General features: G+C 37.6%; 25 protein-coding genes and 1 tRNA gene. 15 read left to right on the forward strand and 11 right to left on the reverse strand.

Annotated features, from left to right (window positions below):
- Window positions 1-67: 67 nt before the first annotated feature.
- The 4 genes from B3E92_RS02610 to B3E92_RS02625 all read left to right on the forward strand — a co-directional run bounded on the left by B3E92_RS02610 (window position 68) and on the right by B3E92_RS02625 (window position 2025).
- Entirely contained in the window at window positions 68-511 is a 444-nt protein-coding gene (locus B3E92_RS02610; RefSeq protein WP_286895249.1) for a hypothetical protein, read from the forward strand.
- Between the two features lie 180 nt (window positions 512-691).
- Window positions 692-1387 (forward strand): hypothetical protein, encoded by a 696-nt coding sequence (locus B3E92_RS02615; RefSeq protein ID WP_286895250.1) that lies wholly within the window; start codon window positions 692-694, stop codon window positions 1385-1387.
- A complete protein-coding gene (locus B3E92_RS02620) occupies window positions 1384-1749 on the forward strand; it encodes a hypothetical protein (protein WP_286895252.1) in 366 nt (121 codons plus the stop codon). The genes B3E92_RS02615 and B3E92_RS02620 overlap by 4 nt, the downstream gene beginning before the upstream one ends.
- Window positions 1750-1943: 194 nt before the next feature.
- Window positions 1944-2025 (forward strand) — tRNA-Leu (locus tag B3E92_RS02625).
- Between the two features lie 133 nt (window positions 2026-2158).
- Here the strand turns inward: B3E92_RS02625 and B3E92_RS02630 are convergent.
- Window positions 2159-2542 carry a hypothetical protein gene (locus B3E92_RS02630; protein WP_046675100.1) on the reverse strand — a complete coding sequence of 128 codons (384 nt, stop codon included), beginning with the start codon at window positions 2540-2542 and terminating at the stop codon, window positions 2159-2161.
- A gap of 239 nt (window positions 2543-2781) precedes the next feature.
- Window positions 2782-3750, reverse strand: a complete 969-nt coding sequence (locus tag B3E92_RS02635) for an ROK family protein (RefSeq protein ID WP_046675099.1) — start codon at window positions 3748-3750, stop codon at window positions 2782-2784.
- A gap of 396 nt (window positions 3751-4146) precedes the next feature.
- Between B3E92_RS02635 and B3E92_RS02640 the strand changes: the two genes are divergently transcribed.
- Both B3E92_RS02640 and B3E92_RS02645 read left to right on the forward strand, forming a co-directional pair.
- Complete coding sequence (locus tag B3E92_RS02640) at window positions 4147-4962, forward strand: DUF389 domain-containing protein (RefSeq protein ID WP_286895253.1); 816 nt, start codon at window positions 4147-4149, stop codon at window positions 4960-4962.
- A 10-nt stretch (window positions 4963-4972) separates the two neighbouring features.
- Window positions 4973-5440, forward strand: a complete 468-nt coding sequence (locus tag B3E92_RS02645; RefSeq protein ID WP_286895255.1) for a hypothetical protein — start codon at window positions 4973-4975, stop codon at window positions 5438-5440.
- 71 nt (window positions 5441-5511) lie between these two features.
- On the opposite strand, the gene B3E92_RS02650 is transcribed toward B3E92_RS02645, so the two are convergent.
- Window positions 5512-6204: a CPBP family intramembrane glutamic endopeptidase gene (locus tag B3E92_RS02650; protein WP_286895257.1), complete on the reverse strand. Its 693-nt coding sequence runs from the start codon at window positions 6202-6204 to the stop codon at window positions 5512-5514.
- Window positions 6205-6279: 75 nt separating this feature from the next.
- Here B3E92_RS02650 and B3E92_RS02655 point away from each other — a divergent pair, with 75 nt between their 5' ends.
- The gene (locus B3E92_RS02655; protein ID WP_070566885.1) at window positions 6280-6717 is read left to right on the forward strand and encodes a helix-turn-helix domain-containing protein; all 438 of its coding nucleotides are present in this window, start codon (window positions 6280-6282) and stop codon (window positions 6715-6717) included.
- Between the two features lie 7 nt (window positions 6718-6724).
- On the opposite strand, the gene B3E92_RS02660 is transcribed toward B3E92_RS02655, so the two are convergent.
- Window positions 6725-7213 (reverse strand): hypothetical protein, encoded by a 489-nt coding sequence (locus B3E92_RS02660; RefSeq protein WP_112375864.1) that lies wholly within the window; start codon window positions 7211-7213, stop codon window positions 6725-6727.
- A 161-nt stretch (window positions 7214-7374) separates the two neighbouring features.
- Between B3E92_RS02660 and folE the strand changes: the two genes are divergently transcribed.
- From folE to B3E92_RS02685, 5 genes are all read left to right on the forward strand, one after another.
- Window positions 7375-8046 carry a GTP cyclohydrolase I FolE gene (gene folE, locus B3E92_RS02665; protein ID WP_286895259.1) on the forward strand — a complete coding sequence of 224 codons (672 nt, stop codon included), beginning with the start codon at window positions 7375-7377 and terminating at the stop codon, window positions 8044-8046.
- Window positions 8047-8112: 66 nt separating this feature from the next.
- A complete protein-coding gene (locus B3E92_RS02670; RefSeq protein ID WP_286895261.1) occupies window positions 8113-9120 on the forward strand; it encodes a CobW family GTP-binding protein in 1008 nt (335 codons plus the stop codon).
- 488 nt (window positions 9121-9608) lie between these two features.
- The gene (locus B3E92_RS02675) at window positions 9609-11648 is read left to right on the forward strand and encodes a M13 family metallopeptidase (RefSeq protein ID WP_286895263.1); all 2040 of its coding nucleotides are present in this window, start codon (window positions 9609-9611) and stop codon (window positions 11646-11648) included.
- A 186-nt stretch (window positions 11649-11834) separates the two neighbouring features.
- Window positions 11835-13643, forward strand: coding sequence for a glycoside hydrolase family 2 protein (locus B3E92_RS02680; protein ID WP_286895266.1), 1809 nt, complete (start codon window positions 11835-11837; stop codon window positions 13641-13643).
- A 110-nt stretch (window positions 13644-13753) separates the two neighbouring features.
- Window positions 13754-13930, forward strand: a complete 177-nt coding sequence (locus tag B3E92_RS02685) for a DUF6496 domain-containing protein (protein ID WP_167450483.1) — start codon at window positions 13754-13756, stop codon at window positions 13928-13930.
- Window positions 13931-13988: 58 nt separating this feature from the next.
- On the opposite strand, the gene B3E92_RS02690 is transcribed toward B3E92_RS02685, so the two are convergent.
- The 7 genes from B3E92_RS02690 to B3E92_RS02720 form a co-directional block, all read right to left on the reverse strand.
- Window positions 13989-14396 carry a hypothetical protein gene (locus tag B3E92_RS02690; RefSeq protein ID WP_286895268.1) on the reverse strand — a complete coding sequence of 136 codons (408 nt, stop codon included), beginning with the start codon at window positions 14394-14396 and terminating at the stop codon, window positions 13989-13991.
- A gap of 166 nt (window positions 14397-14562) precedes the next feature.
- Complete coding sequence (locus tag B3E92_RS02695; protein ID WP_046675093.1) at window positions 14563-15177, reverse strand: DUF417 family protein; 615 nt, start codon at window positions 15175-15177, stop codon at window positions 14563-14565.
- 67 nt (window positions 15178-15244) lie between these two features.
- The gene (locus B3E92_RS02700) at window positions 15245-16084 is read right to left on the reverse strand and encodes a helix-turn-helix domain-containing protein (RefSeq protein ID WP_286895269.1); all 840 of its coding nucleotides are present in this window, start codon (window positions 16082-16084) and stop codon (window positions 15245-15247) included.
- Between the two features lie 32 nt (window positions 16085-16116).
- Window positions 16117-16851 carry a YoaK family protein gene (locus tag B3E92_RS02705; RefSeq protein ID WP_070566898.1) on the reverse strand — a complete coding sequence of 245 codons (735 nt, stop codon included), beginning with the start codon at window positions 16849-16851 and terminating at the stop codon, window positions 16117-16119.
- 49 nt (window positions 16852-16900) lie between these two features.
- Complete coding sequence (locus B3E92_RS02710) at window positions 16901-17707, reverse strand: glycoside hydrolase family 16 protein (protein WP_286895271.1); 807 nt, start codon at window positions 17705-17707, stop codon at window positions 16901-16903.
- A 197-nt stretch (window positions 17708-17904) separates the two neighbouring features.
- Window positions 17905-18756 (reverse strand): universal stress protein, encoded by an 852-nt coding sequence (locus tag B3E92_RS02715; RefSeq protein WP_286895274.1) that lies wholly within the window; start codon window positions 18754-18756, stop codon window positions 17905-17907.
- Between the two features lie 226 nt (window positions 18757-18982).
- Window positions 18983-20008, reverse strand: coding sequence for an NAD(P)-dependent alcohol dehydrogenase (locus tag B3E92_RS02720; protein ID WP_286895276.1), 1026 nt, complete (start codon window positions 20006-20008; stop codon window positions 18983-18985).
- Between the two features lie 217 nt (window positions 20009-20225).
- On the opposite strand from B3E92_RS02720, the gene B3E92_RS02725 reads away from it, so the two are divergent.
- The 3 genes from B3E92_RS02725 to B3E92_RS02735 all read left to right on the forward strand — a co-directional run bounded on the left by B3E92_RS02725 (window position 20226) and on the right by B3E92_RS02735 (window position 22273).
- On the forward strand, window positions 20226-20450 hold the full coding sequence (locus B3E92_RS02725; protein WP_053003798.1) for a YdeI/OmpD-associated family protein: 225 nt from the start codon (window positions 20226-20228) through the stop codon (window positions 20448-20450).
- A 209-nt stretch (window positions 20451-20659) separates the two neighbouring features.
- Window positions 20660-21082 (forward strand): hypothetical protein, encoded by a 423-nt coding sequence (locus B3E92_RS02730; protein ID WP_070566908.1) that lies wholly within the window; start codon window positions 20660-20662, stop codon window positions 21080-21082.
- A gap of 105 nt (window positions 21083-21187) precedes the next feature.
- A complete protein-coding gene (locus B3E92_RS02735; protein ID WP_286895279.1) occupies window positions 21188-22273 on the forward strand; it encodes an efflux RND transporter periplasmic adaptor subunit in 1086 nt (361 codons plus the stop codon).
- Window positions 22274-22288: the final 15 nt, after the last annotated feature.

Consider the following 22288-nt stretch of genomic DNA (forward strand, 5'->3'; position numbering starts at 1 on the left):
TGGCTTAATTTTGGTAGTAATGACTAGATAACTGGATAACATTTATACTAGTTTTATTTCGGTAAAGATGATGAATTATAAAACGCTTATTATTGGACTAGGATTCCGTTCGCTAGCGGGTTGTGCAACGCAAAAGGAAAATATTGGAAATAGAACAGAGAGAGAAAGTGTATCCTTAGCTGAGGGGCAAAGAAAATCATTGCGAGAATATCCGATCAAGATCAAATTTAATGGTATTTCAGAAGATAGCCGTTGCCCTGAAGGCGTCAACTGTATCTGGTCTGGAGTTGCAGTAGCAGAAATTGAGATCGCAGAAAAAGCAACTAAACCCACGACAATAAAGCTCGCAACAATAGACCTACAGGATAGAGGTTACCAAAGAACTGCCAACACCAACGGATATACCATTTCATTACAGGATATCGCCCCTTACCCGAACAAGGAACAAGGGACACAAACGCTACGGGGTAACTACAAAATCGCTGTTATTGTACAAAAAACTGTAAAATAAGCCCGCAGCGGTTCACTATGCGCCAACAATCGTCCTATGGAAATAGTCATTGAAAAATGACCCGACTCTATTAAAGAATGACCCAATTTTTAAAAACACCAATACATATATTTTAATTATATGCATGGATACTTATTGGTTCATTCCTTGAAAAATAATACCTTTGCCAAAACCTCATTTATGAAAAAGTTTTTTAAATTTATTAAGATTACATTTTTTTCTATACTGGCTATTATCGGGCTATTATTCCTCTATTTTTTCATTTCCAATCGGATATTTATAGGAAATACCAACGCGGAAAATATAGCGTACCTCAAGCTTCATAAAACGGAGATTAAGGATCGTATTGTAGATTCTCTATTCGACAATAGTTTCTATAATTCGGATATTTTCTTACTCGGGGAAATTCATGGCTACGCAGACAATCAAAAGTTGGACAAAGAGCTGCTATTCTATTTGAACAAAAAGCTCGGTGTTAAATATTACATTGCTGAGATGGATAGTACAAATGCCAACAAACTAAACAGCTTTTTATCCAAGCCGCTAAAAGATAACGCCCTACTGAAAGATGTGGTTCACTCCATTCGCAAACGTATCCCGCAACAGTCTAGTTTAGAGCTATATCAAAAATGGGTCGAAATTTATGATTATAACCGCCACCTTGCCGATTCGGCAAAAATCACTGTTATTGGCATAGACAAAAGCTTTACAGCGGATAAATCTGACGTATCCAGGGATTCAGCTATGCTGTTAAATTTGGAAAATTATATTAAAAATCACCATATTGATGGTCAAAAACTATATGGACTATTTGGTTTTTTCATGTTTTACAAAAAGGAAAGGATGCAACCAATGATCCTTTTGCTACACGCTTGAAAAGTAGCGGCTATAAAGTATCTAGCTTTGTTAGTTATACCATTGCTAGTGAAATGTATCTTCCAAAGAATCCTCAATTTCCAACCCCTGCAGATGAAAAAGTAGATTGGGTAAATGCAGATGGCCCACTTATGCTCGTGAAAGGCATTCAGGATCTAAAAGAATTAAGTCGACCAAATAGTATATCATTGTTTAAACTCAATGCAGCACATTCACCCTATGCTACTTCTCAAAATTTAATAACTGTAAAATCACGGCTTTTTGGCGAGAATATCATACCCGCTGAGAAGACTCATACAACTGACTTTTTTCAATATGTATTTTTGTTACGAAATTCAAAGGCCTTAACAAAACTTGATTAGCACAGCAAGCATTTCATCAAAAAATCGGGTAAACAAGCTGCCTGCAGATCATGTGATCAAAGAGACAAGTATCCTAATGAAAAATATTCCATTCATAAACAGGATGATCCGTATTTAAAAGAAGGAATCTAGCATATCGACTTGCAAGATATCACTTTGGTTTATATATTTGCGACATCATAAGAAATCCTAATGCGGAAGTGGCGTAATTGGTAGCCGCACCAGACTTAGGATCTGGCGCCGCAAGGCGTGGGGGTTCGAGTCCCTTCTTCCGCACTTATCATTCTCCCGAGCTTTCAGCTCGGGATTTTTTTTGACCAGCACTTTTTGATGCTAAGTTATCACCATTGAGGGTATAATTTCTTGAAGCAAACAGAATAGATTAGCGATAATATGTCGCGTCAAGAATTTAAGCCGCCCAGTCAAATGGTTTTGTACAAGGGTCACACTCATATTTCAACACTTTTCCTAAGCTTTTCGCTTTTTTACCTTTTTTTACGAACACATAAGCCAAGTCTACATATTCCTCTACTTCGGCCCCACTTTCATCCCGTCCTTTTACAACCACAGAATAATATTTTCCATCCGGATATGCCTTGAAATATACTTCTTGAACAGTAATCTTTTTGGGTATTTGATTATCACAACAGCTACACCATAAAATAACGATGGGTTCTTTTTTAAGGTATGCAACGGCCGTTTCGGCTTGCTTTTGTGTCAAGGCCTGAAGTTGATCTGCTTTTGAGAATAAAGCTGTACACAGCAACAGAAGGAGAAAAATGGTCTTTTTCATTTGGAATAGTGTTAAGTTTAAAAGAACTTATTAGCAAAGACTATGCCTTTAGCTTCTCAAAAAAAGATAACAGTCGCTATAATAAATTAAATGGTCAGTTATTTCTCCATAAATCCCCGACAACAAGATCATATATATTCTGTGAAAGTGCCGTTGTATTTTAGCGATTTAACCAAGTTGTTCTCAAAACACAACAGTCCCGATAAGCGGTAATTCTGCCTTGAGAACAAACCAATATATTATTTTTCCCAGACCAATGCGCTTGCACCAAGAATAGCAGCGTCAGCCTCTTCCAATTCACTAAAGACCAGTTTAACTTTGTTTCTAAACAAAGGAAAAAGGTTTCTTTCCATATGGAGTTTCGCGGGTTTTAAGATAAAATCACCGGCCTTAATTACTCCTCCAAAAAGTAGAATTGCTTCAGGAGAAGAAAACATCACAAAATTTGCTAATGCTTCACCTAGTTTCTGCCCAGTATACCTAAATACCTCAATGGCTATCGCATCCCCTTTGAGCGCACATTCATGAACTGTCTTCGAATTGATCGCGTCCTCAGGGAATTGATTCAACATCGATTCCGGAAATTCGGCCCGCATTTTCTTGGCTGTAATGGTGATTCCCGTAGCAGATGCATAAGCCTCTAAACTTCCTTCAGAACCCGTACTCCAATGTTTTCGTCCTCCTGGTTTGACAATGGTATGGCCCAATTCGCCAGCAAAGCCATCGTGTCCATAAATAAGCTTCCCTCCGGCCACTATGCCGCTTCCTACTCCCGTGCCTAAGGTAATCATAATAAAATCTTTCATGCCGCGTGCCGCACCAAAAAGCATTTCACCATAAGCAGCGGCATTTGCATCATTGGTAATGGTGCAGGGAATCTTAAATTTGGCCGTCATTAAATCGCTAAATCGAATCACACCTTTCCAAGGGAGATTGGGAGCGTGGTCTATTGTCCCAGTGTAATAATTAGCATCAGGCGCGCCGACACCAATTCCATCAAAGCTTTGTTCACCACCAAATGCTTCAATTAAGGGATAAGCTTTCTCGTACAACGCATCAATAAACTCTTCCACCGTTTGATAAGCATCTGTTTTTATGCTTCCTTTTTCAAGTACTTCGCCCCGATGATTGACCACACCAAATTTTGTATTGGTTCCACCGATATCTATTCCCAACGCCACGCGTTTTGATAAATCTATTAATGACATTTCTCTTCCGTGTTTCTAAGTTCTAAAATTACTAAAAGATAATATTTTATAAGGAATCAACAAAATCTTCTTCACAATTATCCATAAATAGCATGCTAATCCCCTTTGAAAAGCCGATCTACCGACCACCAGATCAACCTAACTTAAAAAATTTAAATGTGCTAAATAGCCGATAAATATGAGGTAAAATAAAGTATCAGCAACCTAAAGCAGACAACGATATCTGCCGGTCACCCGGGATTTCAGCCAAATGAAAAATGGATTTCACGTTATTAACGAGTGTTTTTGTCCGTAAAGACTTTGTATAGCAGAATTACGACAGAGGACTAAAATCGGCATAATTTTAGCGTCTTAATAATTGCTGAATAATTGCTGAGCCGCTATATTAATACGCTAATGAATAAAATATTGAGATTTTTCGATCTACATCAGGGAGAAGACCGAAAGGAGGCTGTTCTAGAAAATGTTGTGAGCAATATCTCTTTTCGCGGTGCTAATGCATGGATTCTAGCATGTGCAATTGTGGTTGCATCTGTAGGGCTAAATGTAAATTCTACAGCGGTAATTATCGGTGCTATGCTTATATCTCCATTAATGGGCCCGATTGTTGGAGCTGGATTTGCGTTGGGGACATTTGATTTTCCCCTCTTAAAAAAATCATTAAAAAATCTATTGATAGCAACTTTAATAAGCTTAGTTGTTTCTTATATTTATTTTCTTTTAAGCCCCTTCAAGGAAGCGCAATCCGAATTATTAGCGCGTACATCGCCCAATATCTATGACGTAATGATTGCACTATTTGGTGGTTTAGTAGGGGTTATCGCTATTACTAGGGTAGACAAAGGTAATCCTATTCCTGGCGTTGCCATAGCAACAGCCTTGATGCCCCCACTTTGTACTGCAGGCTACGGATTAGCTATCGGTAATCTCAGTTATTTTGCGGGTGCTTTATTTCTATACATCATCAATTGTGTTTTTATCTGCATTGCTACATTTATCATTGTCAAATATTTGCGTTACCCCAAAACTCATTATATCGATAAAAAACGCGAAAAAAGAATTACTCAAAGTATTACCATCATCACGATTATTCTTGTATTGCCAAGTGTCTATTTTGCATACAATCTACTGCAAGAAAAAAAAATACACCAGCAAGGTAAACCAATTTGTTCAACAGGAACTCAGCAACAAAGGTTACACCGTTATCTATGAAAAGCTGGAGATGAATAGTAATCCAAAGAAACTTGAACTTGCCTTTTTATCAAAAAAATTCAGTGACAAAGAGGTAGAATCTTTACAGCGTGTAATGGAATCATTTGGTATTACCAATACTAACCTTGTCATTCATCAGGATAGTTTAGATTTAAAATCGAGTATTCTAAGCGAAATAGACAGACGTACAGCAGCTGTAAGTGAAAAGGATCTCACGATACGCGCCCTAAACAATGAATTAGCGAAATACCAGTTGGCCAGTCCGCAACTTGATCGCGATATCGCTGTATTATTCCCCGAACTGAATTCCTATAGCATTGGTGTCCAACAACATTATGCAAAGGCCGATAGCGTCGCCAGGATCGTAGCATTTATATACGCTACCAAGATCCCACTTCCATTAGCGCAACACGAAAAATTACAACAATGGTTGCAAAATCATTTTCCTAAAGATAGTGTAGCGATTATTAGTCAATAGTAGGCAATCCATCGGAAAATATATTTTTAATAGCATCTGCTCAACAAGCAAGTAATGGAAAAATTAAAAGATCAGGACCAGCCATTCGTGTTTTTTAACGATTTAAGGAAAATATAACACAATACTGGAAAGCCTACATAGTAAATAACGACAATGAACAGCGGAAATATTCCTTCAGGTCTAACCGGATCGACGGCATGAGCTTTTACCAAAAGTTGCAATCCAATATTTTTTTCCTTTGAGAATACGACCATCGTTGTGAAATTATAAGCAAAATGCAAAGCAATTGGAAATATTATTTTACCTGTTTTTATACATATACGTGCTAGTAAATAACCAAATACACCCGTCGACATAAAAACTCTTGACATTTCAAACACATGTCCGATTATGCCATATGAAAACCAGTGATAAACTCCAAAAGCTATGGCTGTTATGAATGCAGCTTTTGTCTTCCCAAAGCGACTGACTAGCATATACAATAGAGCTCCTCTAAAGATCAATTCTTCAAATATAACTGCTTTTGATACATAATAAAGACTTCGAAAAAAATCTCCAAGTGTATACTCTGGGTTAAACTTATAAGGATTTTCTACCAAATAGGCTATTCCTAAATAGAGGATAACCAAATAAAACATTGGTACAACCAAACTTAAAAATAACGGTTTGCCTTTCGCATAAAAGCCCAATACCTTAAGGTCCTGGTGACAGAAGTGTTTTAGTAAAAACCAAGAAACCAACAATTCAATAACAATAGCAATCATACTTTTTTTCTACAAAGCTATGGCCTTAAATCATTTAATTTTACGACATTTGAATACGTCGCAAAATGCCGTAAGATGACCAATAAATCAAGTAAAGAAAAAATTGCACTTCTGATCAAAAATGCACGTATAAACCGAGGCTACTCACAACAGCAACTTGCTGATCTGGTCAAGCTTAATCTGCGATCCGTACAGCGTATTGAAAATGCTGAAGTCCTTCCAAGGGCCTATAACCTAAATCTTATAGCAAGGGAACTTGAGCTGGATATAGCAGTACTGAAAGAGGAAAGCAATATTTCAGATACAGCAGAACCTGACCAAATCAATAATACATTTAATAAACCTCGAAAACTCATACTAAGTATCGGTATCGGATTGATTGGTATTTTATTAATAGCCGCCTTTCTATCACAATCAAGTGGTTTCCCGGAAACAAGCTTTGAACTGTTTTTGTTGCTTGCTTTGGTTGTTGTGGTTTATGGGATCATACTTTGGACCATTTGGCGTAGTTAACAATCTACTACTTTACGATAGATGCATCTTGTATAAAAATTTCAACCCGAGTCCTGTCTTTTTCGTTAAGCTTGACATATCCTTTTAAAGTAATAGGGTTCTCCTTCAACCAAATTTTATCGTTGTTAGCCAACGTAATCTCTACCATCGGTGGAATTCCATTTTGCCCACAAAACATGCATTGTAAAACAGGTAAAACGGACAATAGGAACCTGTTATGTCGGAGACCTGCCTTGAGCGGCACCATATACCCCTGAAGTTCCACCTTCATGCCATCCATTTTTGCAAGCTTACTGGGAAAAAATGGCGTGTATATCGTTTTCCCATTTTTCTTGTTCACTTTATACAACATGGTATCAAAGGTTTTCCAAACTTCATTCATGAGTGGCTTATGGTCTGCTAAATGCTGAGATTCCAACCCCGTTTGTGCCAAGACTGAATAACACTCTCCACCTAAAAAAATGAATAAAAAAACAAGAGTAAATTTCTTAAACATAGCCTATTAAAGATGTGACAATCAAATATAGTGAAAAAACATTACATGCAACTAAATTGCATTTACTACTTTTTCACTATATTTATAAAAATAAGTTAACAACTCCTAATTGCAGGAGCCTTCGTATATCTAATCAGCGTACACTAACAAAGGAATTATTTATGAACACATCATTAAAAAGAGACATCTCCTCCCCTATCGAAAATCTAGGCGATCTTCATATCATGACTTCGATTGATACACCTATGCGACATGATGCATTTACACGAACCGACAGCGAGAAAATTAAAAAGATCGCGCAGCTTTTTCAGGATATCATGCATGAACTAGGCCTTGACCTCCAGGATGATAGTCTCAGTGGAACCCCCTATCGTGTGGCTAAAATGTATATCAATGAATTGTTCTATGGCGTCAATCCAGCCAATAAGCCCCAACTTTCCACATTCGAAAATCGATATGGTTACAACAAACTATTGGTTGAGAAAAATATACGTGTAAATTCAGCCTGCGAGCATCATTTTCTGCCAATTGTGGGACGAGCGCACATTGGTTATATAGCAAAGAAAAAAGTAATCGGATTATCAAAGATAAATCGTGTAGTAGATTATTACGCACACCGCCCACAGGTACAGGAACGGCTTACGTTACAGATTTTTAATGAACTTAAATCGACCTTAGAAACGGATGATATTATTGTGCTCATTGACGCAGATCATCTCTGTGTATCAGCACGGGGAGTTAAAGATACGACCAGTAGTACAACTACCATGGAGTATAGTGGGATATTCGCATCGGAAAGTCAAAGAAATGACTTCTTTAATTTATTGAAATAAGATACCATATGGAATAATTTTCCATGTACTTCTGATAATTATAGATCGCATATTTAATCATAAAAAATGAATAAAAGTCATGCTCGCCCTGTCACGATACTGACAGGCTTTTTAGGTGCCGGAAAGACTACTTATCTAAACGCCCTAATGAAATCATATCCGAACAAACGTTTTGCTATTATCGAAAATGAAATCGGCCAACTCAACGTTGACAGCATGTTACTGACTGAAAATTACGGACAACTTATTCCACTTCAGGAAGGCTGTCTCTGCTGTACGCTAAATGACGAGCTCTATAGTTCTCTTGAATTACTTTATAAAAAACAAGATAGTTTTGACGAGTTGGTTATCGAATGTACTGGTTTAGCCATACCGACTGCAATTATAGAGCCCTTTACGACGCACCCGATATTCCATAACTACTTCCCTTTAAAAAAAATTATTTGTCTCGTAGATGCCGCTCTTGTCGAAGATCAGATCAAGGAAAGAGATGAAGTACTCAGACAAATTATGGCGGCTGACGCCATCATCATTAATAAAACCAACGATGTACACCCAACTTATCTAGATTCGCTGTACAATTATTTAGCGAACCTAAATCCACTTGCAAAAACTTTATATTCGAAAGGAACAATGGAATTTCCTTTTGAAATAATTGAAGATATAGTGTACACAAAGAAAATAGAAACGTTTTCTTTTCTCAAAAACCTGTCCCCCAATAAGACGACAATATTAGGTCAATCGAGTTTCGGAAAATCACATCTCAAAGATATTTCGACACGAATCTACACCTTTGCCGAAGAGTTTAATTTCGTCAATTTATTCCTTGGTTTGAGCAAGCTTGTCGGAAAATATACAAACAGAATCTACAGGGTAAAAGGAATCGCATTTAAAAAAAATAGCGACAAAAAAATCATTATTCAAGCTGTAGGTTCTCGTATCGAAATGAGTTATGGCAGCCAATGGAAACAGGAGGATAAAAAGTTGAATACGATGGTTTTTATCGGGAAAGAACTGGACAGTCTGTATATAGAGCGCCTTCTTACAAGACTACTGGAAAATCATTCCAATTAATAAGAGGTAAATACCATCATCGATGTACGATGTCTTAGAATTGCTGCGCTCGATAGTGAATTCGCGCACGGCTTTTCTAAATTCCACTGTGGAAGCTTTAAGGTGATTAATTAATCTATCAATTTATGTAGATTTATATTTCAGCCGCGCTCCAAAGAAATGCAATCATTTCCTGACGAACCAGCATACGATACTTGCATTCGGAAAGAAATTTGGATTCTATTGAGGTAGCAGTTAACAGATCGCATTAAAAATCATAGGTCAATGTATAATAAAATTATAGATTATGCACAGATTTACTTGTTGCTGAATTAGAATTTTCCGTCATTTGTGTAAATGATTTTTTAGCTTTAAAAAAATCACAGCTAATTATTGACATGGCTGCTACAAATCGAATTACACGGAGCAAATAACATAACCTATTTTATCCGTAATTTGTGCGTACTCCCAGATTGAATTATTGAAAATCATACAACATTAAAACAACAATGAAAAAATTAACACTCGCCCTAATTTTCTTGGCTGGAGTCTACACACAGCATGCGGAAGCACAGACAGCAGGTACAGTACCCGACAAAGGACTTGATCTGAGCTTAATGGACAAATCTGTACGTCCACAGGATGACTTTTACAACTACGTAAGCGGAACCTGGATGAAAACGGCTAAAATTCCTTCCGACAAACCCACTTGGGGAAGCTTCAATAAATTGGCAGAAGATACGGACAACAATTCGATGAAAATTCTGAACTCACTTTTAAAAGATAAATTTCCTGAAGGAAGTGAGGGCAAAAAAATACAGGACCTGTATGCTTCTTACATGAACTTACAGAAAAGAAATGCAGACGGTATTAAGCCGATTCAGGGAAATTTAAACAAAATTGACGCGATTAAAAACCTAAAAGATCTTCAGAATTATTTAACTTCCGTAACGAAAGAAGGTGAGAATAATTTCTATGGCTGGGGTGTCTATGCTGATTTAAAAGATTCAAAAATGAACGCAGTCTACTTAGGAGATGCCTCCTTAGGACTTGGAAGAGATTATTATCAAAAAGAAAATGAAAAAAATACCGAAGCTATTGCCGAGTATCAAAAATATGTAGCTTCCATGTTAACAGAATTGGGGTATAAAAATGCCGAAACTGCTGCAAAAGGGATTGTTGACTACGAAAAAAGCATTGCAAAAACCTACCTGACCAATGAACAAAGCCGGGATAATACATTACAATACAACCCGCAGACTATGGCTGAGCTATCTGCTCTAGTCAAAAATGTAAATCTACCTGAGTACCTCAAAAAAGTTGGCGTCAATACAGAAAAAGTAATCATCGGAGAATTAGGTTATTATAAGAACTTTGACAAATTGGTCAGCAACCAGAACCTTCCTGTCATTAAAGATTACCTTAAGTTTCATCTTATTAATGGGAGTGCCTCTTATTTGAGTGAAAAACTGGGAGATATGCGATTTGCTTTTTATGGGAAATATTTAAGAGGTCAGCAAGAGCAAAGAGCACTAAACAAAAGAGGATTTGAACTGATCAACTCCACTTTAGGTGAAGCTTTTGGGAAGTTATATGTTGAAAAATATTTTCCTGCAGAAGCCAAAGCGCAAATGGTGGAATTAATTGACTATTTAAAGAAAAGTTTCGCACTTCATATCAATGATTTAACATGGATGTCCTCTGTCACCAAAGTTAAAGCGCTTGAAAAACTAAATAAATTTACCGTAAAAGTTGCCTATCCTGACAAATGGAAGGACTATTCTAAATTAAATATTCTATCGGAAAACAAAGGTGGAAACCTGTATGCTAACTTGCAAAGTATCACCACATGGCGATATGAAAGAGATTTGGCGAAAATCGGAAAAGCAGTAGACAAATCAGAATGGGGAATGACTCCACAAACAGTAAATGCCTATTACAATCCTGTAAACAATGAGATCGTGTTTCCAGCAGCAATTCTCCAACCTCCATTTTTCAATCCACAAGCTGACGCCGCGGTTAATTTCGGTGGTATAGGTGCTGTAATTGGCCACGAAATGAGCCATGGATTTGACGATTCCGGAGCGCAATTTGATGCGGATGGAAACTTGGTCGACTGGTGGACACCAGAAGACAAAGCTAATTTTGAAAAAGCAACAAAAACACTCGCAGCTCAATACGATAAATATGAACCTGTAAAAGGCACTTTCGTCAACGGAACATTTACAAACGGTGAAAATATCGCGGATTTAGGAGGTGTAAACATTGCTTATGATGCACTTCAACTATATTTAAAAGATAAGGGAAACCCAGGTGAAATAAGTGGATACACACAAGACCAACGTTTTTTCCTAAGCTGGGCAACGGTATGGAGAACCCTATCCAGTGAAAAATATATGGTCAACCAAGTTAAAACTGATCCACACTCTCCAGGATATTTCAGAAGTTTTGGTCCATTGATCAATGTTGACGCTTTTTATAAAGCTTTCGATGTTAAACAAGGAGACAAACTGTACAAGTCACCGGAAGAAAGAATCAAAATCTGGTAATAAACATTATACAGGAGCTGTCTCAAAAAAAGGCAGCTCCTGTAATTTTCTTTAATCCAATATCTATTTCTCTTGTGAACCAACCAACCCCAATATCGAAAGCCCCACTAGTAACATTTCGTTTATAATTCACTAAATCATTTTAGTATACTTATATTCATATTCTGAAAAACCAAGAAGTATACCATGATAAAAACCAAAACCTCAATTTTTGTGCTGGCACTATCGCTCTTCGGTTGGCTTAATGCTTTGGCACAACAGCCACAGCTTTCAACCCCATGGACAGCAATAGCCAAGCAAACAGAAATCCCACTTTCCGAATATCCACGTCCCCAAATGGAAAGGAATGAATGGCTATGTCTCAACGGTAAATGGGATTATATAGGTGGAAAGGATGCTCCGAATGCACTAAATCCTGCTGTCCCCATTTCCTTTGACCACAGCCGAGAAAGCATTCTTGTCCCCTATTGTCCAGAGTCCTATTTATCCGGAATACAACGCAAACAAGAAATTAATCTGTGGTATCGTAAAAATTTCGAGCTACCTAATCATTGGAAAGGGAAAGATATTATACTCCATTTTGGTGCAGTGGATCACGATGCAACTATATTTGTAAATGGTAGAAAAGCTGGTACTCATTCAGGTGGCTACGACTCCTTCTGGATCAACATCACTGAGTTTTTAAAGGCCGGTCCAAATAACATTGTCGTCGCAGTGCATGACAAGAACGACGGTAAGTATCCTTCGGGCAAAAATGGACCTCGAGGCGACTATACATTTTCTTCTGGCATATGGCAAACTGTGTGGATGGAACCAGTAAGCAAAAACCATATACAGGGAATCAAATTGTTGCCTCAAGTAGCAGAAAAACAACTAAAAATACAGGTCACTAGCACAGCGAAGGCAAAAGTTACGGCCATCGTTTCTTCAGAGGGAAAAGAAATTTCAAAAACGGTAATTCAGTCGGGCATGGAATTTAATATCCCGGTAGAAAATCCAAAACTTTGGTCTCCTGACTCCCCCTTTTTATACGATTTAAAATTAAGTATACATGGGAAGAATGGAGAAATCATTGACGAGGTTAAGAGCTATTTTGGTATGCGTGATATTAAACTTGGTAAGGTAAACGGAATTGTAAGGCCGCTCTTGAATGACAAATTTGTGATGCAGCTCGGTCTCCTGGATCAGGGGTATTGGCCCGATGGTATTCTAACAGCACCTACGGAAGAAGCTCTCAAATATGATATCGAGTTTACCAAAAATGCTGGTTATAACCTTATTCGTAAGCATATGAAAACCGAACCCCAACGGTTCTATTATTGGGCAGATAAAATGGGACTGCTTGTGTGGCAAGATATGCCCTGCCTTTGGTATCCCGAAGAAGATACTACGATTTATCGAAAAGCATTTCGTGATGAATACAAGGCCATCGTTGACGACCATTACAACTCGCCATCCATTATCGCCTGGGTTCCTTTTAACGAAAATTGGGGCGCTTTCGATGTACGCAATATTACCGACTGGACCAAACAATATGACCCTTCACGTTTAGTGAACGGTAATTCGGGATTTAACAACAATCCATCTTACCAAAAAGCTTATGGTGACCCCGGAAATGGAGATTTTGTTGACACCCATATCTATGTTGGCCCAAAGGGTGCTTCAGAACCTGATTCGAAACGAGCAGCTTCCCTCGGAGAGTTTGGTGGCGTAGGCTTATTTGTCCGCGGTCACATGTGGCCTGTCGAAAACAATGCCTATGCCTACGAACCCACTATAGAGGCACTCACAGACCGTTATATATTCCTAATGGATAATGTCGAACAATTGCTCCGATACAAAGGATTGAGTGTTGCTATTTATACGCAAACTACCGATGTGGAACATGAAGTCAATGGCCTATTGACTTACGACCGTAAAATACAAAAAATGGATCTTGAAAGAATAAAAGCAGTCAACCAAGCCGTGATTAAAGCTGGAAATGAATTGAATTAGCGGATACAGATGTTCGCTATTTCGCTCTCAAAGAATTTTCAAACGATTCAACTGAAACAGCTGTTCTTTTTGCAGAAGTGTTTAATAACAGATCAACAGGTAACACTATTATGGCAAAATATTCAGAAAAAGCATCTGAGAAAGTTGAAAAGACGATGCACGAAATGAAAGAAGGAAAATTAAAATCTGGTAGCGGGAAAAAGGTAACATCACGAAAACAGGCGATTGCTATCGGCCTCTCCGAAGCAAAAAAAGAAGGTGCCAAAGTACCCAAAAAAAAATCCTAGCAAGTAAACTTGCTAGGATTTTCTCTTTAGCCCAAATTATGCTTTTTCATGCGGCAATCTACAGTAGGGATTTTTTCTTGTCTGTACCATCATAAGGATCTGACAAAACATTTTGACTATCCTCGACATCTATAAAATTTTGATTTACATCTACGGGTGTATAAATATGAACACTGCTTCCATTTCTTTTTTTGAGATAATATTGAATCTTTGTTGTATCAATATTGGTCACATCTGAAGCTGTCCATATCATTTTATGACCTGCACCATCAATCGTTATTACTGTATCATTGCCACGAGGGATGATACGCTGCAGTCCCAATTCTCCTTTTCGATCACCTTCTCTTGTCAACAAATGTGTGTTACCATCTTTATCAATCATCCTGATCTGTTGATTATTGTTGCATCCAACTAAAAGGATGAAACTAAACAGAAGAAATGGAAGGGTCGTTCGTATTATTTTCATATCGTTCGTGGTATAACTCAATATAGTTTAACGACGAGACACAAAGATGCTGCCAAAATACAGCTGGCATGAAAGATACCTTCCAAAAGTTGGTGGATTTACCCCGAGTAGTGATCGCCTCCAGCAAACAACCTGCTGCTAATTCACATACAAAAACTATCTGTCTCTATTTTATATTCGTTTTTTTTATCAGACGGCTGGCACTTTCTGCTGCAATGATCAATGCTGCTGCAAGCATAATTACATCTTTCAGGACTAATCTACCGGCCGCGGATAAATAAGGAAAACCATAATTAGGTGACGGGAAATCTCCATCTAGCTTTGGCACAAACGCCTCTGGAGTTGTTATCAGGAAAGAAAGTGTAACCAATGACATAAGCACGGTACACAATGCCCCAAAAATTCCGATTTTAGGATACCAGATACCTAAAAATATCATCAGACCAATTGAAACAATTACAAAGCCAAGTATATAAGAAAAAATATAAGTTCCATTTTCTTGGTGCCATGCAATATTTTTCTTTACGACACGACCCTCCGGATTTTTAAACAACTGGTATTCCGGTATTAGCTCTCCGTTTTTATCCAACACCCGTTTTTCCGTATTATGATAAAAAAAACGCATTGCCGGACTATTAATAACAAAAGGAACTATACCATCAGCTTCATATTGAAATGCTTTTAATCCTCCAATCCATGCCATCACAATAAAAATTGAAATTCTAGCAAAGTTTGTAAAGATATATTGTGACTTTGCCAATAGCTTTATTATTTTCTCCATAACGTAGTTTGTTTAATACCATGCAAAACTAAACAATGGCTTAAATCCACAACATGGACAAATAGATCTATAACATAGACTTTTCGGCAACAATTGATAAACCGACCCGCTTCCGAAATACCTTAGGAGATACGCCTACCATCTTCTTAAAAAATCTACTGAAATAAAACTCGTCTTTGTACTGCAAATTGGCTGCTATTTCTTTAATACTTTTGGCCGTCAAATGGAGCTGTCTTTTACTTTCCAATACGAGGCGTTCCTGGATCAACTTTGAAGGGGATTTTCCCCATTTCAATTTTATTTTTTTCGTAAAAATGGCTGGACTTAAACCATAGTTCGCTGCATAAAAGGTAACTTCTTTATGCGCTTTATAATTCTTTTCCAAAAACTGCTCAAAGTCATCAATAATATCTCTATGAGCCCAATACGGTTTTTGTAGGTCGTTAAAAAGTAGCTTTTGTCTACTCGCCAGCGCTAAAATCAGCTGTAAATAGGTTCTGCTCAATGACTGATCATAGGATTCCGACGACATTTTGAGCTGATCTATTTTTTCCATGATAGTTGATATCTCATGATAAATAGCTGCTGAGAGCAACACATGAGGTTGCTGGTAGATGTTGTTGAATAGAATTCCATTACAGGCAACTTCATCTTTATGATATTCTATACAATAGAAATCGCCGTGAAATTTTAGCACACTAAAGGTACTTTTCTGCACCACATCCATCGTAAACAACTGATAGGGAGACAAAAACAAAACACTTTTAGGATCCGCATGGTATGTCACCAAATCAACCGAAAAACTCGTCGCTTTCTCAAATAAAAGAATGCAGTACAATGGTTCACTAATGTTGAATCTACCGGCAGATAATACTAATTTTTCAAACAGGATATGGGAATAGTTCATGTTATTAAGCTAAAATATGAATTTAATCGAACCTATTCATCCGGTCTTAAGCTTCGCTTCAAATGATAAAACTTAAGTAGAATATGGTCATACCATAAGGCAAATAAAAGCATACTAGCCGGTAACAATAATGTTTTCAGTTTAAAATATTGAAACATAAAGCCGCCTACAACTCCCCCAATAAAAAAGCCTCCAATAATCATCAACTTAAGAAAAATACTTTTGTGTAATTTCACTTTTTCAGCAATTTCTCTATAAAAAAGTAACTGCGAGATTTCAATACCAAGATCAGTAAACAATCCCGTCAAATGCGTCGTTCTGACAACTGATTGTGACACCTTCGTTACCAGGGCATTCTGAAGTCCCATAGCAAAAAGCAGGGCAAATGAAATTATGGTTGGTAACGTTGGCCCTGCTTTAAATAAAGCTGGGAGCAGTCCTACATTAATTAAGATAATAGACTCCATACAAATTGGAATGATATAAGCGTTATGTGATTTCTTTTTTGAAGCTAATTCTACAATAAAACCTGAAACGGTAGCTCCCATTAAAAAAAAAGCAATGTATAACAGATAAATCAAAGCCATCTTATAATTCATTAAAATCAACTGTTCTGAAAAAAATGCGAAGTGACCTGTGACATTCGTTGTTAAAGTGCTAACGGCAAGAACACCTGTAATATTGACCAAACCCGCCACACAAGATAAAATAGAGGCTAACTTTAAATTATGAATATAATTCCTTCCTCTCCCTTGATGCCTAAACATTTGAATTAATCTTTATAAATTAGAGAAAATAGATGAAAACAAGATTCATTTAAGGTTTCAGTAAATCATATACCCTGACATAATCCACCTCCATCTCTGCAGGAAATGCGCTGCTATCGACGCCTTGCACACCGCCCCAATCTCCACCAACGGCCAGATTCAATAGTAAATGAAATCTTTTATCAAATGGCCACACGCCTTTTCCTTCATTTGGAAAACTGTAGATCTGTACATCATCCACGAAACCAAGAATATACTCGGGGGTCCAGTCTATCCGATAATTATGAAACTCCGATGTTGCCTGATCAATTCGTTTCATCACTCCTTTTTGAGTTCCGATAGAATGATTATAATCCTTTGTATGAACGGTAATATGTATTGCATTCTCGTCATAACCGACATGCTCCATGATATCTATTTCTCCCGAATGTGGCCATCCTCCGTAAACCCAATCTGTCGGTAACATCCAAGCGGCTGCCCACGTACCTTTCCCTTTCGGCACCTTGGCTCGGACTACAAATCGACCATATAGAAAATCGCCCTTGTTTTTACTCACCAGCCTGGCAGAAGTATAGTTCAACCCTTCATATTGTTCTTTTATTGCAGTAATACGTAAAACACCATTTGCAACACTTGCATTTTTCCTGTTTGCATCTGTATAGTATTGAAGTTCATGATTTCCCCAACCATTATGCAAGGAGCCTACATCATATCCCCATTTTTTTGCGTCCGGAAGACCATCGTAATCGAACTCATCACTCCAACTGGGCATTTCAGCAAACTTATATTCTCCTACATGTGTACTATCGGGACTTACGGAAAGTATTGCGATCAAAGGAAGTATCCAAAGGCTCATTATGTTTATATTTTATACAATTATTGATAAAGCTAATGAAAAATATGAATAGATTACCTCACATCGGAGACGCAATTTAAAGCTCCGTTAGTAATTATAAAATCGCGGCTACTAACTTTAGTTTAATCATTTTCCCTTTACTAAAACGTGTACTATCAACCAATGGAAAGTGATAAGCAGGAGGAGATTACCCGCAATTAATATAAATTACGCTTAAAAAAGGTAGGTACAGTCAGGTTGCGATAAATTGCTTTCGTAAGATTTCGGGAAAATATACTTTTGAAAAAACTTTTAGGACTGTACGACACAAGTAAAAGATCAATAGCTTCGATTTCCACCATGTAGTCGATACAACGTGGTATAGGCATATTGTAATCTAAACGATTGACCGCATTTTTTTCCACATAATCAATTTTATTAAACGAAAATTGGGCGGATAGCTTTTGTTTCCAGTCTTCAATATCTTCTTGTTTTGGAGAGATATACTTTTGTGTTACGTGCAACAGGCTGAGATTAAATTTCTCCGGTACACGTAAGGTGAAACTGTCGAGTAGATCATATTCGGACGCTTTAAAATTGCTCAGTAATGCGATATTTTGCAACCTAAATTTTTGGAAAGTGATGGGTACTGCCAAGACACCGATTGGACTCTTTTTTATCAGGGCGAAGGTATTGCTTCCCAAGACAGCTTTTTGTATCATACCTTTACCTTTAGCTCCCATGACGATAAAATGATATTCCTTTTCTTGTAGTAAGTTTAGTACCATTTTTTCCAAGTTGCCGGCCAAACTTACGGTTTTACAGCGGAGATCAGGAAATTCATCGTCGATACGTATCTGCCAGTCCTTGAGCATGCTTTCAGCCTCTTCCTTCTGAGGCTTCAAAAACATATTCTCCATTTTCGCATGGACACCGTCTTTTATTGGGATGGTATAAGTATGCAGAAGTTCTACTGTCCAATTAAATTTTTTAGCCAGATTCGCCGCATATCGAATAGCAGTCCATGAGTTTTCAGAAAAATCGGTGAGTACGAGAATTGTTTTGTCCATAAATATTTTGCAGATAAATCAGCGCGGATTATTAGTATTACAACAGTAAAGAAGGCAGAAGGTTTTTAATAATCAATCAAAAGAGAAACTTTAAAAAAAAGGTTTTCAAACGGGGAGAATGAAAACCTTAAATAACCAATTATAAACCTAAATTATGATACAACAAAGATAAACATCAAAAAGATAAAAACCAAAATAAACTACTAAAAAGATAGACTTTTTTTTATTAAGGAATCAGTACAGCCCTTCCTTTGATCTTACCATTGCGCATTCGATCATAAACTTCGTTAGCCTGATCAAGCTTAAACTGCTCAATTTCAATATGAATCTTCCTTTGCCTAGCTAAACCTACAACTTCCATAAGCTCAACCCGCGAGCCCCAATATGGGTTTGTCATACTCACACCAAAAGGAAGCCCCGACATATTGTACTGGTAGTGTCCCCCACCTAATCCAACAATTGTCAGGTCACCATCCAAACCAACAACCTTTGTTCCTAGATCTATAGTCGATGTCGCGCCTACAAAGTCAATCACTACTTTAGCTTTTTTAATGCCCGTAATCTTATTGATTTGTTCGGCTGCATTTGCATCCTTCGAATTAACCACATAGGCTGCGCCCAGTTCTTTAGCAAAGGCTAGTTTTTCTTCGGTGACATCACAGGCAATAATTGAACTCGCGCTTACTTCATTTAGTATTTGTAAGGCAACATGGCCCAAACCTCCAACTCCGATCACAACCACATACTCATCCGCTGTCAATTTGCCTATCGAACGTTTTATCGCCGAATAAGGAGTAAGTGCCGCATCCGTTAATGGCGCAGCAACGACTGGATCTAAGTCATAAATTGGGACCAGTAAACGCGAAGAAGGGACAAGCATATATTCCGCCATCCCACCATCAAGGCCTAGCCCACCACCATAGGCCATTTCAGACTGGTGATCACAATAATTTTCCTTTGATTGCTGACAGGGCTTACAGTGCCCACAACCCCAAGGGCCATAGACCAGTACCGCGTCTCCTTTTTTATAGTCTTTTACATCCGATCCAACTTCTTCAATCCAGCCCGCATTTTCGTGTCCCAAGGTAAATACCGTATCTACAACGGTCCCCTCATCTATAATGTGGAGATCAGAATGACAAACACCTGCACCACCAATTTTTAGTAATACTTCATCGCCCTTAGGAACGGGCTTCACAAGATCATTCACAACGCGGACATCTTTATGCCCAAAAAAACGTACTGCTTTCATATTGATTTTTTTTGTTGACTAATAGAAGAACAAATAAGAACGATATATGTTTCAACACATATAAAGACAGCGGCAACATGTAAGTCTTATTTCAAGAAAAAGTATTGCAATCCCCTGATCGTATTACCTAACGGCAAGTCAAAAGTATTCATGCAATAAAGGCCGGCAACTCGAAGATATTTATGTATTTTTATCGGGAATCAAATGATAAAAATACATGCTAAAAAAAGGTGAACATATTGAAGGCGTTCCTATGGAACTCCAACAATTGTTGGATATGGACGAAAAAGCCAATGCTTTTTTTGAAACACTCTCCAAATCATACAAACAGGGATATTGTGATTGGGTAGGCTCAGCTAAACAGGAACAAACTAGAAAAACAAGGGCAGAAAAAGCAATTCAGATGCTAAGAAATAATCAAAAAACGCTTAAAACCCTTTAAAAAAGGGGCATTAACCCCTAGAAATGAGTTATAAATTAACGACAAGAATAAATTTGATAGGCAAAGGTATTCAGAATAACATCGCAGACCTTTTTACATTTCAGCAATGTCAATTTTCAATAATTGTAACAATACTAGATAAACTTTAAAATTTCGATACCCAAATCACTTGTATCATTTTTAAAGTTTAATTACATTTGCTTTCAAGGATGCAAGGAAAATTCCATCAATATCTGTTCGGCGTAGTTTGCGCAATACTTATCAGTTTTGGCTGGTATCATGTGCCAACACCAAATAATATTCCCTCCTGCAATCTTCACGCTGTCAATCACTTCAACAAGCAAGTAAAAAGCGAAGATTATGACACCAAAGTTATTCGCAAAACTAAACGTCCTCGACATGAAAAATTAAGGGCTTATTTTTCAGAAAATGATAATGAAAACGACGACACGGGAAGCGATTCCAATAGCCCTAACTTATTCGCACTTAAAGGAGATGGTTTTGGAAATCTAGTCTCTTATATCCATCCCGAATTTCACAATACACGCACAGCAGTTTCGCTTGCAAATTCCAACCAGCTTACTTCACGAAAAAACGCCCTATATATCCATTACAGTGTATTCAGGCTGTGATTTTTTAATAATTTCTTAAAAAAACATCAAAATAGCTTTCAAAACCATTTGGAAGCAGGTCACACTATTGTTCAATTTTTCGAAAATAATTAAAAAACTATTATTATGGTCATGAGAAGCTTTATGTATATAAGCCTGTGCCTTATTATTCTATCGACAAGCTGTCAGTCAGAAAAAAAAGACAAAAAAGAAGCTGCAGTTTTCAATGTCACTACTCCTTTGGTCAAAGATACAATTGTCAATAAAGATTATGTAGCCCAAATCCGTTCGATCAACCATATTGAATTGCGCGCGCAGGAAAAAGGCTACATTCAATCGATATTTGTCGATGAAGGTCAATTTGTACAAAAAGGACAACCCCTATTTAAAATCATGCCCAACCTCTATGAGTCCGATGTTAATCGTGCTAAAGCAGAGGTAAAATATGCTGAAATCGAATATCAGAACACCAAAAATCTGTCCGAAAAAGATATTGTCGCTCCGCAGGAAACTGAAATGGCAAAAGCAAAATATGAAAAAGCCAAAGCTGAGCTAGCCGCGATGAATACTCATCTCAAATTTACGGACATCGTAGCACCGTTTTCCGGAATCGTTGGTAAGCTTCACGTCCGTAAAGGAAGTCTTGTCGACGAAGGCGAGTTGATCACGGAATTGTCCGATAACAGTAAAATGTGGGTTTATTTCAATGTACCCGAAGTGGAATACCTCAATCAAATGGACGCAAAACAAGACAATGGCCCGCTACGTGTACGGTTAAACATGGCCAATGGAAAAGAATTCGGTCATGAGGGTATTGTTGAAACAATTGAATCAGACTTCAATAATGAAACTGGAAATATTGCCTACAGAGCGACTTTTCCGAATCCAAAGGGATTACTGCGTTATGGTGAGACAGGCAATATCGTCATTACATCACCCTATTACAATGCGCTTATGATACCGCAGAAAGCAACATTTGAGGAGCTTGAAAAAAAATATGTTTACGTTATTACAAAAGATAATAAAGTAAAAGCAAGAGAAATAAAAGTTGCTGCCGAACTGCCGCATATCTATGTGGTTTCTTCCGGATTGGGCAAGGATGAAAAGATTCTGCTCAATGGACTTCGCATGGTACAGGAAAACCAGACCATTGAATCCAAATATCAGACTCCGGAGAAAGTCATGTCAAACTTAGATTTATATGCAGAGTAATTAAAAAGCAGCATT

The organism is Sphingobacterium sp. UBA6317 (assembly GCF_002440385.1).
Lineage (GTDB): Bacteria > Bacteroidota > Bacteroidia > Sphingobacteriales > Sphingobacteriaceae > Sphingobacterium > Sphingobacterium multivorum.